The following is a 14,530-nucleotide window of genomic DNA, read 5'->3' as shown; positions in this document are numbered from 1 at the left end:
ACCAAATATTATGAAATCAAAATTATACATCAGTTTGGTAGCCCTGGTTTGTGTGGTTACATCTTGCACTAAATTCTTAGATACAGTACCAAAAGATACAATCACAAGTTTAAATTATTACGAGACAGAACAACAGCTTAATTCTGCATTGGCAGGGGTGTTTCAGACATTGACAAAAATTTATGCGCACAGCTTTCAAGGGGTGATGTCTTTGGATGGAGATGAAGGTTTTTATAACCGTTCTGCACAGAACACTGGCATTGCTGTCAACTTAGTTACCACTTCCGAAAGTAACGTAACTACAGTATGGACCGCACTTTATAGTGGGATAGAAAGAGCAAACCTATTGCTTGCCAATATCAATAAGCCAACAATGGCTGAAGCAAATCGGGCTGTTATTAGAGGTGAAGCTTTGTTTTTAAGATCTTACTTTTACTTTTTACTGGTCAGTTACTGGGGAGATGTACCTTTGTTGCTGGAGCCTACCTCTTCTGTTGCGCAAACCAATAATCCCAGAACCCCTTCAAAAGAAGTATACGAGCAGATCATCAAAGATATGACCGAAGCGGAAAGTCTGGTTCCCGGTGTAGGACAGGTTACCAACGCAGGGCACATCAACAAATCTGCTGTACGAGGTATGTTGGCCAGAGTATGTTTATACATGGCAGGAGACCCTGTAAAGGATGTATCTAAATACGAAATGGCGAAAATTTGGGCAAAAAAAGTGATTGATGATGGCTATCATACCCTTAACCCAGATTATAGGCAAGTATTCATCAATATGAGCCAGGATAAATATGACCTTAAAGAAAGTATATGGGAGGTAGAGTTTTATGGATATAGCTCAGACGGTTTTAATGCCACCGGGAAGGTTGGCATTCATTATGGTATTTCTCATGGTGGCCAGGATCCAAATTATGGCTATAGCTTCGGATATGTAGCGATAACACCAAAGTTATATTTTTCTTATACAAAAGGTGACCTGAGAAGGGACTGGAACATCGCGCCATACACTTTATCTTCAACCAATCCAGCCACCAAAACCTATTGGCCTGTCTATCCAACAGCCGCGCAGGCAAGTCAAAGACACGTAGCCAAATGGAGAAGGGAGTATGAAACCGTTTATCCAAAGGAGCAGGGAGGTAATTCGGTCAATTATCCGTTGCTGCGATACGCAGATGTGCTGCTGATGTATGCAGAAGCTGTAGCAGGCCAAAATGCAACCATACCAGCCCAAGATATACTGGATCAGACTGTGAATCAAGTGAGAAGAAGAGCGTTTGGAAACCTATTGCCAAATAGAGAAATGATCGATACAATAACCATTTCAACTGCAGGTACAGGCTATACATCAGCACCAGTGGTTACAATTTCCGGTGGTGGAGGTACAGGTGGCGCTGCTGTAGCAACAGTTGCAACCAGTGGAACCAGAGCGCTAACCGCAATTTATTTGGAGAATAGCGGTGGTAATTATAATTCAGTGCCAACCATCACTATTGGTGAATCGTGGATGCCAAATGTCTTATACGCTGTAGGCAAACAAGTTTATAATGCCAATAAGCTGTATACAGTTACTACAGCAGGTACCGCCACCACTACGCCACCAACGCAAAGCTCTGGAGCATCTGCAGCAGCCACTACAGGTGCTGTATTTACATATGCTGGTGTGCAGGCAAAAGCTACGATAACCCTGTCCAATCTATCTGTATTTAAGGGAGATGTAAAAACTTCCGATTTTGCTGATTATGGCAGATTTATGGAATTTATCAAAGCGGAGCGTTCCAGGGAATTTGCATTTGAGGCCATGAGGAAGAGAGATTTGGTGCGCTGGGGTGATTACTACCGTGTGATGAAACAAATTGCGCTTGATTTTGCTCCTTTGGGATCAAGGGCCTTCGGTGGAAAAGCAGGAGAAAACACCTCTGAACGGGATGTTTTATGGCCTATTCCAGATGCCGAAACTACAGTCAATAAGGTAATTGGCCAGAATCCAGGCTGGTAATCGTCAATCATTTTACTATTAATCTGATATTCTAATGAACACATATTTCAAATTTTATTTAATACTGATATCGGTTGCTTTATTTTCTTGTGAGAAATATCAGCTTGATGATCCCGCATTAGCGGTTACAGCTGATAAAACTACAATTAAGGCTGGTGAACCGATCACTTTCAAGTTTGGCGGGAGCCCTCAAATGCTTTCCTTTTATTCAGGAGAATTCCTGAAGGACTACAACTATGCCACAAACTCCAGAACATTAAAAAATTGTTATTTGTCCTTCTCAAGTGCTACGGTAGCCGCTATACAACAGGCCAATCAATTAGCTGTGTTGGTTTCTTCTGATTTTGATGGTAAATATGCAATTGGTAATATCAGGGAGGCTACTTGGGTAGACGTCACCAACCGATTTGTACTTGCAAAGAACGCCACCGTAACAGCGTCGACTGAAGTTGATATTATGGATCTGGCTGTTGCAGGAAAACCATTATATCTGGCCTTTAGATACATTACCAAACCTCAGACCGAATTTGGAGCCGCCAATGATTGGAACCTTACTGCTGTATTGTTCAAAAGTAAACTTGATGATGGGCAGGTCACGCTAATGGACTACGGTTCAGGAAGCAATTTTTCTGTGTTTTCTTATGGAAATAAAGAAGCAGGCAGATCACTTGTAAACACGACGACCATCCAATTTAAAGGAAATGCAGCTGCGGCAATTAAGGAAGAATATACAGAAGACTGGGGAATTAGCAGGGCCATTCATATCAATCCTAACGACTTAGGGACAGATAAAGCAACAGCGCTTAAATTGTTCAGAGAAGCAAAAAAGGAAAGTTACACCTATACCTATGCCAACGCTGGCACCTATACCGCTACTTTTATAGGTGAAACAAATAATGTTTATGGAAATAAAAAGGTAGTTAGGCAAATAGAAATTACCGTTACAAACTAGGATGATGAAGACTATTTTTTTAGCGATTACGCTTTTAATAACGACACTCAGTTTACCGGCACAACCTAAGGTTGATGTACATAAAGAAATGGAATTTGCCAAAGCACAATATGAATTGATGCTGAAAGCGAATAAAGACCTCACCAGATTTCCTCAATCTGTAAAGAAAGAGGGAATCCTGGATACCCGAACATCAGATTGGTGGTGCAGTGGTTTCTTCGGCGGGTCCTTGTGGTATCTCTATGAATATACTCAGGACAATAAATGGAAAGAAGCTGCAGATAAATGGACCATGGCTGTAGAAAAAGAAAAGTACAATAAGACCACCCACGATTTAGGGTTTATGCTGTATTGTTCTTTCGGAAATGGCTATCGTTTAACCAAAAATGAGAAATATAAGGACATTATGCTTATTGGAGCAGAATCGCTGGCTACGCGTTTCAATCCTAAAATTGGACTGATTAAGTCCTGGGAGGAGTTTAAGGGGTATGACTATCCAGTGATTATAGACAATATGATGAATCTGGAGTTCTTATTATGGGCTGCGAGAGCATCAGGAAACAGCAAATTTTATGATCTAAGTACTACACATGCAGACAATACCCTTAAAAACCATTTCAGAAAAGATTATAGCAGTTACCATGTAGTTTGTTATGATACTACAGGGAAAGTACTTGCCAGGAAAACCAATCAGGGAGCTGCAGATGAGTCTGCATGGGCCAGAGGGCAGGCATGGGCTGTTTACGGTTATACCATGATGTATAGGGAAACCGGAAATAAGAAATATCTTAATCAAGCTATAAATATTGCAAAGTTTATAGCCAATCATCCGAACCTTCCATCGGATAAAATTCCGTATTGGGATTTTAACGCGCCAAATATACCGAATGAAGAACGAGATGCATCAGCAGCGGCCATTACGGCTTCTGCTTTATTGGAATTGTATACTTATACAAAAGATAAGGCGCACTTCAGACTGGCGGAAGATATATTGAGGAGTCTTTCGGGCAAAGTATATACTGCAAATTTAGGAGAAAACAACAATTTCCTGCTCAAACACTCGGTTGGTTCAAAGCCTTATCAATCAGAAGTAAACACACCCATTATTTACGCAGATTATTATTACCTGGAGGCTTTGTTAAGATACAGCCGGATTAAAATATAATTAGCGCACGCTTTCCAATAATAAGAATTTAATATGACACACATTTCTAGAAAGGATTTCCTTAAGCACAGTCTCCTATTGGCAGGATATTTAGCCAGTGTTCCGGCATTGGCACACGCTGGCAAGAGCAAAAAAAACTTACTCCTACGTTCATCCTGGCAGGTTGAAAATATTGGAGATATCGGTCATACGCCTGGTGTTTTGGCTTTGATTGAAAAATACTTACCGCATGTGCAAGTTCGCCTTTGGCCAGATTCTGTTAAATCAGGCGTAGAGGAGATGCTTTTGGCTAGATTTCCTAAGTTAAAAATTATTAAAACAGCCGAGGACAAGCAGAAAGCAATAAGCGAATGCGATTTTTTTTTACATGGTTCAGGTCCGTCTTTGGTGGGGAGGCATGAACTTAAGTTATGGAAAGAAAAGACAGGCAAACCTTATGGTATATATGGGATTACCTTCCCTGGGAATTACGGATTCCAAGCCGAAGATGCAACATTCAATCCATTAGATATGGAACTTTTTAATCATGCTGCTTTCACTTATTTCAGGGATTCGGTATCTCTGGAATTTGCTAAAAAGCATGGTGCACGCTGCAAGATTATGGGTTTTTGCCCGGACGGCGCATTTGCCGTCGATGTTAGAAACGATAAAGCAGCAGATGTATTCTTAGAAGCTCATGGTCTCGAAACAGGAAAATTTGTTTGCGTTATTCCACAACTTCGATTTTCTCCATGGTGGGAGATTCCATCAAAGCAATTGCCCGTTAACCAGGAAAAACACGCGAGGAACGAAAAAATGAAAGAACATGATAATCTGCCCATTAGGCAGGCCATTATCGAAGTGGTGAGACAAACAGATCTTAAGGTGTTAATTGTTCCGGAAAATGAAACTCAAATCCGTATAGGCAAAGAAATGCTGTATGATGCCCTGCCAGAGGATGTTAAAACCCGCGTTATTTGGCGCGATAGTTATTGGCTTACAGACGAAGCGGTGAGTACATACGCCCGTTCTGCAGGATTATTCGGACTTGAAATGCATTCACCAATAATGTGTATAGCCCTGGGTGTACCAGCTATCGTTTGTCGCTTTACCGAGCAAACATCAAAAGGATATATGTGGCAAGACATTGGGTTAAAAGAGTGGCTGTTCGATATGGATACAAAAGAAGATGTAGAAAGAATTGTCCCTACTGTGCTTAACATGGTGAAAAACCCTACAGCCTCAAAAGAAAAAGTAAAGAAAGCCCAGAAACTGGTAGCTCAATACCAAAGGGATACAATGAAGATTTTAGGAGAATCTTTAAAGGCTTAACCGTAAAAGAAATGAAAAAAGTACATTTTAAACCAGCTTATTATACGCACTTGTTGCTAACGGCTAAAATTATTGTTATTACCGGTCTTTTAACTTTAAAGATTTCAGCATCAATTGCTCAAACGGGGCCTTTTCCGCTCAAACCTATTGATGAAAAACGCGTCCGGGAGATTGAAAAAATGCTGTCGGATAAACCATCAGGTTTCGGGAAGCCTTATCATGAACGTAAAGTTTGGGACAACCTCTTAAAATCAGGTAATTATGATCGGTTTTTACGGGGGATGAAAGATTATAGTTTCCCCGCTTTTAGCAAGGACGATTATTTCTCTCTCTCAAACGGTAGTGCCTCTTCTTCAAACGCAGGTTTGACAATGATGCGAAAAAGGGCAGAAGGCTTGGCAAAAGTAACCTGGGCCGAATGCTTGCAAAACGAAGGGAAGTATACCCGGATGGTGGAAGATGGCTTGCGTGATATTATTAACCAAAAATCCTGGGTATCGCCCCGCAGCGATCATGATTTTAAGAATTATAATGGACTAGCGTATTCAGTAGAACTGACTTCTTCATTATATGCACATACCATTGCACAAACACTTTATATGATGGGAAATAAGATCAGTCCAAAATTACGAAAAGAGGCCATAGATGCCTTATATACAAGAATATTCAATCCCATACATCACAAATTTAAAACACAAAATAATGATAAAGAAAACCATTTTCTAACTGCAGACAACAACTGGAACCATGTTTGTTTGGCTGGATTGGTGGGCGCAGCACTAACTGTAATCGAAGATAAACATGAGCGAGCTGTATTTACATACATTGGAGAATATTATTCCCGGAATGGATTAGCCGGATTTAATGATGATGGATATTGTGTGGAAGGGGTAACTTATTACAACTATGGATTCGGCCATTATATCTTGTTGCGTGAAGGTATTTGGCAGGCTACGGGAGGAAATATTGATCTTTTTAACGACCCAAAAGTTCAGAAGATTGCCCGTTATGCGCCGAATATTGAGGTTATAAATGGAGTATACCCGGCCATTTCAGATTGTAGGGAAGGAGCTACGCCTGATGAGGCGATGATGATTTATCTCAACAGGAGCTTAGGGCTAGGCATAGCCCGATATGACACACTTACAAACGAAAGTGGAACCAGTGACAATCGTAAGAGTGTGATGATGGCTTTTCCAAATTCTTCATCCAAATCGATGCCTAAAAAGAATATGCAGAAAGAAGGAGCAAATATCCGCTCTCTTTTTGAGCAAACAGGTGTGCTGGTTTGCAGGCCTCTACCAGGCGCTTCAGCTAATATAGGTGTGGCGCTTAAAGGCGGCAATAACAACGAATCTCATAATCATAACGATATCGGTTCGTATACAATTGTACAGGGAAATCAAATAATGGCTGGCGATCCTGGGGTAATTCCTTATGCAAGCAATATTTTCGATCCTAAATACCGTTATACTTATAAAACAGTAGGGTCGTATGGTCATCCTGTTCCGCTGGTTGCGGGTAGCCAACAGCGTCCGGGTAAACTAGCCGAGGCAAAAACTGTCCGTACGGATTTTACGAAGGAAAAAGATAATATCACATTAGACATTGCGTCGGCATATAATGTGCCAGGATTAAAGAAGCTTGAGCGTACTATGGATTACGATAGATCAGATGTCGGCAGTATAACATTTACGGATTCTTTTGCATATGCTAATCCTCAGGAGTTTGAAACTGTGATTTCTACTCGTTCCAAATGGAAGCAGATTTCCGATAATACATTGTTGCTGACAAGAGCAAACGAAAAAATGTTAGTTACCTTTTCTTCTGCGGGTAACAAACTATTGCTAAAATCAGAGGAAATATCAGAAGGTGGTACGCCTTATACACGTATTGGTATTTCTGTTTCAAAACCAGTATCCGAAGGTCAAATTGTAATTACCTATAGGCCGCAAAACTAACATTCTAAAAAAAGACAGAAAATTTTACAGCACTATGGATTTTTTAAATGGGGTTAATGCCCTCACTTTAGTTTTTATCGCCTTATTGGTATTTGCTATTGCTTATCGGTTTTATGGGATTTTCCTAGCCAATAAAGTATTAAAGCTAAATGCAGCAAACGTAACCCCTGCAATAGAATTTTCAGATGGAAAAGATTATGTGGCCACCAACAGGAATGTACTGTTTGGCCATCATTTTGCAGCTATAGCAGCCGCTGGACCTTTGGTAGGCCCGGTGCTGGCAGCTCAGTTTGGTTACCTGCCGGGAACACTATGGATTTTAATAGGCTGCGTACTGGGTGGCGGGGTGCATGATATGGTGGTGCTCTTTGCATCAGTAAGACATAAAGGAGAAAGCCTGGCTACCATAGCAGGAAAAGAGATCGGTACAGGTACCGGTTTAATCGCAGGAATAGCCATCCTTTTTATCCTTATCCTTACCCTGGCGGGCCTTTCTTTAGCTTGTATCAGCGCTATGCACGAAGCTTCCTGGTCGTTGTTTACTGTAATTGCAACCATGCCCATTGCCGTGATCATGGGCTTAATCATGCGCTACCGGAAAGACAGCATTACCTTGGCAAGTATTTTCGGGGGAATCATGCTGATTGCCGCTATAGTGGGAGGTCATGAGCTGATGCAGATTCCTACTATTAGTAATGTTTTTCACTGGAAGATAGAAACCATATCCATAGCAATAACAGTATATGGCTTTTTAGCATCTGTATTACCTGTTTGGCTATTATTAGTTCCAAGAGATTACCTATCTACCTATTTAAAGATAGGAACTATCCTTATGTTAACAATAGGAGTGATATTTGTACATCCAACACTGCAAATGCCTGCACTTACCCAATTCGTGAGCGGTGGCGGTCCGGTTATTGGTGGTCCTGTATTGCCTTTTATTTTTATCGTAATCGCCTGTGGAGCAATCTCTGGTTTTCATGCCATTATTGCCACAGGAACAACTCCAAAAATGCTGACCAATGAAAAGGAAATCCTGTTTGTAGGCTACGGAGCCATGCTGGTAGAAGGCTTTGTAGCATTGATGGCCTTGATAGCAGCCTGTACGTTAGTGCCTGGAGATTATTTCGCCATCAATACCCCCAAAGAGATGTACGAAAGCTTTATTGCGCAAAATCCAGATTTAAAGGCAGTAGACTTGGCCCATTTTAGTGAAAAGATTGGGGTAGAGCTACAGGGAAGGACCGGAGGGGCAGTATCCCTTGCAGTGGGTATGGCGCATATATTTAATAAAATACCTTATATGGATGATGTGATGGCCTATTGGTACAATTTTGCAATCATGTTTGAAGCGGTATTTATACTGACAGCAATTGATGCAGGCACACGGGTAGGTAGATTTTTCTTACAGGAGATGATAGGAAGGGTAATTCCCAGGTTCAAAGATAAGAACTGGATACCGGGGATCATCATCAGCAGTTTGCTGTTCACCTTTTCCTGGGGTTACCTGGTGTATACAGGGAACGTAAGTAGTATCTGGCCGTTGTTTGGGATCAGCAACCAATTACTGGCAGCCTGTGGCCTGATTGTTTGTACCACCATGCTCATCCGTATGAACAGGAAGAAGTATGCCCTTTGTGCTGCTATACCTGGGGTATTCATGGCGCTCATCACCTTCTGGGCAGGTTACGAGCAGGTAGTGAATATGTACATGCCCAAAGGCCAATATTTACTGGCTTTCCTGGCCTGCATAGCCATGGTGCTGATGTTCATTGTGTTTGTGAACACCTTCAAAAGATGGTATCAATTGTCGAAAATGAAAGCAGATAAGGTGGATTATTATGGAGATACGGTAAAGGAGTTGGTGGAGAGGTAAAGATTCAGACTATAACCAAATATAACCAATTATGAGATTAACATTTATTAAACGTGCCAAAGTGCCTTTGGTGGTCTTTGTTTTTTTATTGATGGGTATTTTACATGCTCAAGCGCAACTTGTACATCCCGGGATATTGTTCAACGCTGCCAGCTTGGACAGGATAAAGAAAGATGCAACTACGGAACGGCAGCCATGGGCAGCGACATATGCTAAATTGCTTGCCTATAACGATCTAAACTATGTGCAGGGAGCTGTTTATGCCGTTGTTCGCAGACAATCTGGAGAACCCATCAGTGATGCGTCAAACGCACTATCTGCCCAAAGTCAGAGAGCTTATAGGTGTGCAATTCTGTGGAAAATTACAGGAAACCCTCAATATGCAACTATTGCTAAAACAATATTGAACTCCTGGTCAGGTACCTTGCAGGGTTTTAGCGGGAACGGTGCCAAGTTAGCTGCAGCGTGGTTTGGTTTTGGTTTGGTTAATGCTGCGGAAATTCTGCGATATACAAACTCAGGCTGGAGCACGGCAGATATACTGCAAGCGGAATCTATGTTCAGGGATGTTATTTATCCGGTTATTAAAGATTTCCAGCTGGGATTGGCGGGGAATTGGGATACGGCCATTACCAAAACTATGATGGGAATAGGAATTTTTATAAATGACGCTGCCATTTACACCAAAGGACGCAATTTTTTCACGTCACGCCCAGGGAATGGAAATTATCCAAATGCTAATGGAACATTGTACAATTACATTTACCCTACTACCGGCCAGTGTTTTGAAAGCGGCCGCGATCAGAACCATACCCAAATGGGCATAGGGGGCTTAGCGGAAGCTTGCGAAATAGGGTATAACCAAAACACGGATCTTTATGGTTTTTATTCAAACAGGTTATTGTTAGGAACCGAATATACCGCTAAATATAATTTAGGTTATAGCGTACCCTATACAACAAATCATTATGGATCTGAAATTTCTCCTGATGAAAGGGGAGAATTTCTTCCATTTTATGAACTGGTTTACAATCATTATGTAAACAGACTGGGGATGTCTGGAGAGCCGGTTAAATATACCAAAATGGTTGTTGAGAAAATAAGGCAAGACAATGGAGGAGAAAGTGGTACTGCGATATTATTAGGCTACGGATCATTGTTGTTTAATGAATATGTATTTAAATATGTTCCTGCTGCGGGTGATTATCGGACAACACAATTGAGTAGCAGTATGGGGAGCCCATCACAGTTTGAAGTTTTTACAAACGGAAATTGGGTACCAGCAACAACTGCCCTTGGATTAACAACTAATTTGTTAATAAGAAATGGGCAAAGCGCAGTTGTAGCAGGTACTAGAAATTTAAATAACCTGATTGTTGGAGAGGGGGATGGAGCTGTTTTAAGGGCACAGATCAATGCAAATGTAGTATCAGCATTAACCATTGTAGAGCCAGGTAATTTAAGCAGTATTCCTGCGCTATCTTTTGTTAACGGTGGACAAGCTGCAGGCTCTACCAGTGCTGTTGCAACTATCACAAAAGTAAAAGTAACAGGTGCAGATATAAATAATCGCGGTTCTGGCTATACTTCTGCCAGTATTACTTTTAGCGGCGGTGGCGGAAGCGGAGCAGCGGCCACGGCAGTAGTGAGTGGTGGTAAAATTATAGATATTGTTATAACCAGTTCAGGGTCTGACTACACTTCCATACCAATTATGTCTGTTACAGGAAATGGTACAGAGGCAGCTGTTTCTGCAAAAGTTGGTATTACACAGGTAAGCATTAGTAGCGGAGGGACCGGCTATACCAAAGCACCAACAGTTATAGCAGGGACCTTTCTGAAAGTGAGCAACACAGTTGCTTTAAGTGTAGCAAATGATGTGTTTTTTCAAAGAGGATCATCTGTGTATACCGCTCCGGTTTCTACAGGTGTAGCTTCTACAGGTATATTGAATGTCAGTGGCAACCTGATAGCAGAAGATACCGTTAATTGTATCTCTGTAGATCATGATAATACCATTTCATCACTTACAGTAAATTTTAACAATGGTTCTGATAATATCGGTTTCATGGGCGGAAATGTTACTTTTAACGCACTAGGTGTTGAAGCTGGGAATACCCATAAACTGAAGCTGGGTGCCGTAATGAATATTGCAGGCGCTATCACGCTAAACGGTACTGGCATAGTTGATGCAACTAATGGCACTATAGGTTTTGTAAATGCCTCTCCTTCTACATCGATAGCAAGAACCGTTGCAGCCAATACTTTTAAAAATGCTGCTCTCAATAAAATGGTAATCAATTCAACCGCTGGAGTTACACTGAACCCGGTGCTGACGATAGGAAAACTGGATATGCAGAAGGGACTGCTGAATATTCCGGAAACTTCAGCGCTTATTGTTTCAAGTGTTTCAGGTGGAAGCAGCACTTCCTATATCAACACCATGTCGTCAGCAAGTTCCGGTGAAATTGCAGAAGTAAAAATAACCGGATTAACAACTGCTCAGGGAGATATTCCTTTAGGAAACGGCGGAAATTATCTGCCTGTACGCATTACCCCACCCAAAGACGCTGTATTCAAATTTACAATGAGTGTACTTACAGGCCTTACAACTAATGGTTTGCCAGATGGCGGTGTAGTTGCAGACAAGAGCCAGTTTGTAAATGCGTCATACCATGTTATCCGTACAAGCGGAGAAGGAGATTATACGTTTCGTGTCGGCTTTCCTGCAAGCCTGAAAGGCAGTGGTTTTACCCCGTCATCTCCTTTCGGTATTTCAAAATATAATGGAAACAGTTGGTTACCTGTGATAGGCAGTGGTAATTATGGACTAAATACCGCTACCGCTACTTTTGATACCAATGGCTTACGCCACCGGGTACAGATAGGTGGGGCTCAGCCATTGAATTTTGCAACAGCTACCCATGCCAGCGGCTTTACAGAAAGCAAGGCTATTAACTTAATCGTGCCGGAAGATTTGGTGAAGATCAAGGCGACTAATATCATGTCGCCCAACGGTGATGGGATAAACGACAAATGGGTGATCGATAATATAGACCTCTATCCAAATAATGAAGTAAAGGTATTTGACAAAGCCGGCCGTTTTATTTATGGTAAAAAAGGTTATGACAACAGTTGGGAAGGTACCTTAAATGGAGTGCCACTGGCTGAAGGCACCTATTACTATATCGTAGATTTTGGAACGAGCAGACCACGTTTCACAGGTTTTATTACCATTACCGGGCCAGAGTAAACAGCGTAAAACAGAAATGAAAACGATATATAAAACCTTAGTACTGATTATGGTTAGCATAATCAGTACCACCTTGGTAAAAGCACAGTTAAACCCTTTATCCTCCCAGTACTATATCAATCAATACCTGATTAACCCGGCCTTTGCCGGGGCAGGCGAGGGTTTAAAGCTAAATGGTGCCTACCGTAAGCTATTGAGCAATGTACCTGGGGCGCCTTTAACCCAAAACCTGACGGCCGATTATGGCTTTAACAAAGTTGGACTGGGTTTAACGGTAAACAACGAAAGTGCGGGTTTGCAAAAAAAGATCAGAGTAATGGGCAGTTATGCCTATCACCTGAAGCTGAATAACAACAACCATCAGTTGCACTTTGGGGTATCACTGGGTTTTATGAGCCAGCGCTTAGAAAATGCAGATATTTATGGCAATCCCAATGATCCAACAGTAGGGCAGTACAATGACCGTAAAACTTACCTGGACGGAGATTTAGGAGTGGCTTATACTTCAGGTAAGCTGAACATCCAGGCGGCCATCCCGAACCTGAAAAGTGTATTGAAAAAGGATGTGATCAAACTGGCCGATGTGGCTACCTTTTATACTGCAGTAAGTTATAAAATCGGGATCAGTGAAGGTATCGAAGGTATGGATGTAGAGCCAAAGGTGACCTACAGGGGGGTGAAAGGTTTTGACAACATCTGGGATGCGGGTGCGCAGTTTGGTATCGCCAAAAAGCAGGTGTTTTTGTTAGCGATGTACCATAGTACCAGAAATGCAACTTTTGGTTTGGGTATGGACTTTAGAGAGAAATACCTGATCAGCGGAACCTATACCACACAGACCTCTGCTTTAAGCAGCTATACAAATGGCAGTTTTGAACTCAATGTCAGGCTTAATCTGAGTAAATAGATAGATCAATTGAATAGCGCTATTTATCAGCTGCATTTTTGGTTCTTTTTCTATCTTCATTAAAGATCATGTTTGTTTTCTACTCCCCCAGTGTTGCCTGATACCAATGTATCAGATACTTGAGAACTGTATTTTATATTCCGACGGTTTTTTGTTCATAATTTCCTTAAACTGCTTGTTGAAATTGGACAAGGTATTAAATCCACTTTCATAGGAGATTAACGATACAGGCATATTGGTTTCTATCAATAGTTTACAAGCGTATTTGATACGTAACTCCATAATAAACTTGGAAAATGTCCTGTTATTCCTCGCCGTAAAATACCTGCTGAACGAGGTTGAAGTCATGCACAATATTTCTGCCAGTTCCGGCAAGGAAATCCTGCTCCGAAAGTTTGCGAGTGCATATTCGTAAACTTTGTTCATGCGGTCGGTCTCATTCTCATTAACAGGATCACTATATTCTGTATGTGAGATGTAGTGATAGGCTTTCGAATTTGCCAATACCTGAAGGATTTTGAGTAGTTGGATTAAGCTCTCTAATCCACTCATTAGTGTGAGCGCTTTCATCATACAAGTAACAAGGTCTTTGCACTCCCCGTAGAATTCCAATCCCCTGGCCGATTTTTTTAATAACTTTTTGATCAGCAGCATTTCTTCCTTTTGCATCATCTGTTCACCCATGAAGTTTTCCTGTAGGTAAATGACAATCCCATGGACACTCAATTGACTATCCTTTTTAAAGTAAGCCTCATCACTTCGCCAAAGATGTGGCAGGTTGGCGCCTGTGAATACCAGGTCGCCACGCTCGAAAGACTTAATGCTATCGCCGATAAATCTCGTTCCTGAGCCTTCTAACACCACAAATAACTGGTATTCGCAATGCGAATGCCAAACTGGATCGAAATGTTTGTCCTCTAGTTTTTTGATGATAAACATTTGTGTTTCGGGGATCGTAGATTTTAGAACAGCAGCTTTCATATTCGACTCAATAACATTAATACATCCTTTTTGTTGACATCCTAGTGGTCAAATGTAATAAACTGTTTGATAAAATACAGTCAGTATTGGGCAAAAAAGTAGGAGGCATTGTAAGCTTATTC

General features: G+C 41.4%; 9 protein-coding genes. 8 read left to right on the top strand and 1 reads right to left on the bottom strand.

Going from position 1 to position 14,530, the window contains the following annotated elements; genetic code table 11:
- Positions 1-10: 10 nt before the first annotated feature.
- From EYS08_RS18925 to EYS08_RS18890, 8 genes are read left to right on the top strand one after another with little or no spacing between them, the layout of a single operon-like run.
- Complete coding sequence (locus tag EYS08_RS18925) at positions 11-2,002, top strand: RagB/SusD family nutrient uptake outer membrane protein (protein WP_131031586.1); 1,992 nt, start codon at positions 11-13, stop codon at positions 2,000-2,002.
- A 34-nt stretch (positions 2,003-2,036) separates the two neighbouring features.
- Positions 2,037-2,954 carry a DUF5017 domain-containing protein gene (locus tag EYS08_RS18920; protein WP_131031585.1) on the top strand — a complete coding sequence of 306 codons (918 nt, stop codon included), beginning with the start codon at positions 2,037-2,039 and terminating at the stop codon, positions 2,952-2,954.
- Position 2,955: 1 nt separating this feature from the next.
- Positions 2,956-4,119, top strand: a complete 1,164-nt coding sequence (locus EYS08_RS18915) for a glycoside hydrolase family 88 protein (protein ID WP_165456510.1) — start codon at positions 2,956-2,958, stop codon at positions 4,117-4,119.
- Positions 4,120-4,152: 33 nt separating this feature from the next.
- The gene (locus tag EYS08_RS18910) at positions 4,153-5,430 is read left to right on the top strand and encodes a polysaccharide pyruvyl transferase family protein (RefSeq protein ID WP_131031584.1); all 1,278 of its coding nucleotides are present in this window, start codon (positions 4,153-4,155) and stop codon (positions 5,428-5,430) included.
- Positions 5,431-5,441: 11 nt separating this feature from the next.
- The gene (locus EYS08_RS18905) at positions 5,442-7,391 is read left to right on the top strand and encodes a heparinase II/III family protein (protein WP_131031583.1); all 1,950 of its coding nucleotides are present in this window, start codon (positions 5,442-5,444) and stop codon (positions 7,389-7,391) included.
- Between the two features lie 34 nt (positions 7,392-7,425).
- Positions 7,426-9,267: a carbon starvation CstA family protein gene (locus tag EYS08_RS18900; RefSeq protein WP_131031582.1), complete on the top strand. Its 1,842-nt coding sequence runs from the start codon at positions 7,426-7,428 to the stop codon at positions 9,265-9,267.
- A 31-nt stretch (positions 9,268-9,298) separates the two neighbouring features.
- Positions 9,299-12,520, top strand: a complete 3,222-nt coding sequence (locus EYS08_RS18895; protein WP_131031581.1) for a T9SS type B sorting domain-containing protein — start codon at positions 9,299-9,301, stop codon at positions 12,518-12,520.
- Positions 12,521-12,536: 16 nt separating this feature from the next.
- Positions 12,537-13,427, top strand: a complete 891-nt coding sequence (locus tag EYS08_RS18890) for a PorP/SprF family type IX secretion system membrane protein (RefSeq protein WP_131031580.1) — start codon at positions 12,537-12,539, stop codon at positions 13,425-13,427.
- A 111-nt stretch (positions 13,428-13,538) separates the two neighbouring features.
- Here EYS08_RS18890 and EYS08_RS18885 read toward each other — a convergent pair whose 3' ends face one another.
- A complete protein-coding gene (locus EYS08_RS18885) occupies positions 13,539-14,408 on the bottom strand; it encodes an AraC family transcriptional regulator (RefSeq protein WP_131031579.1) in 870 nt (289 codons plus the stop codon).
- Positions 14,409-14,530: the final 122 nt, after the last annotated feature.

The organism is Pedobacter kyonggii (assembly GCF_004310665.1).
Lineage (GTDB): Bacteria > Bacteroidota > Bacteroidia > Sphingobacteriales > Sphingobacteriaceae > Pedobacter > Pedobacter kyonggii.
This window is presented reverse-complemented; position numbering and strand designations above follow the sequence as displayed.

Excerpts from the sequence above, each read along its gene's own strand:
- EYS08_RS18925 (WP_131031586.1), top strand. The coding sequence starts at position 11 with ATGAAATCAAAATTATACATCAGTTTGGTAGCCCTGGTTTGTGTGGTT.
- EYS08_RS18920 (WP_131031585.1), top strand. The coding sequence starts at position 2,037 with ATGAACACATATTTCAAATTTTATTTAATACTGATATCGGTTGCTTTA.
- EYS08_RS18915 (WP_165456510.1), top strand. The coding sequence starts at position 2,956 with ATGATGAAGACTATTTTTTTAGCGATTACGCTTTTAATAACGACACTC.
- EYS08_RS18910 (WP_131031584.1), top strand. The coding sequence starts at position 4,153 with ATGACACACATTTCTAGAAAGGATTTCCTTAAGCACAGTCTCCTATTG.
- EYS08_RS18905 (WP_131031583.1), top strand. The coding sequence starts at position 5,442 with ATGAAAAAAGTACATTTTAAACCAGCTTATTATACGCACTTGTTGCTA.
- EYS08_RS18900 (WP_131031582.1), top strand. The coding sequence starts at position 7,426 with ATGGATTTTTTAAATGGGGTTAATGCCCTCACTTTAGTTTTTATCGCC.
- EYS08_RS18895 (WP_131031581.1), top strand. The coding sequence starts at position 9,299 with ATGAGATTAACATTTATTAAACGTGCCAAAGTGCCTTTGGTGGTCTTT.
- EYS08_RS18890 (WP_131031580.1), top strand. The coding sequence starts at position 12,537 with ATGAAAACGATATATAAAACCTTAGTACTGATTATGGTTAGCATAATC.
- EYS08_RS18885 (WP_131031579.1), bottom strand. The coding sequence starts at position 14,408 with ATGAAAGCTGCTGTTCTAAAATCTACGATCCCCGAAACACAAATGTTT.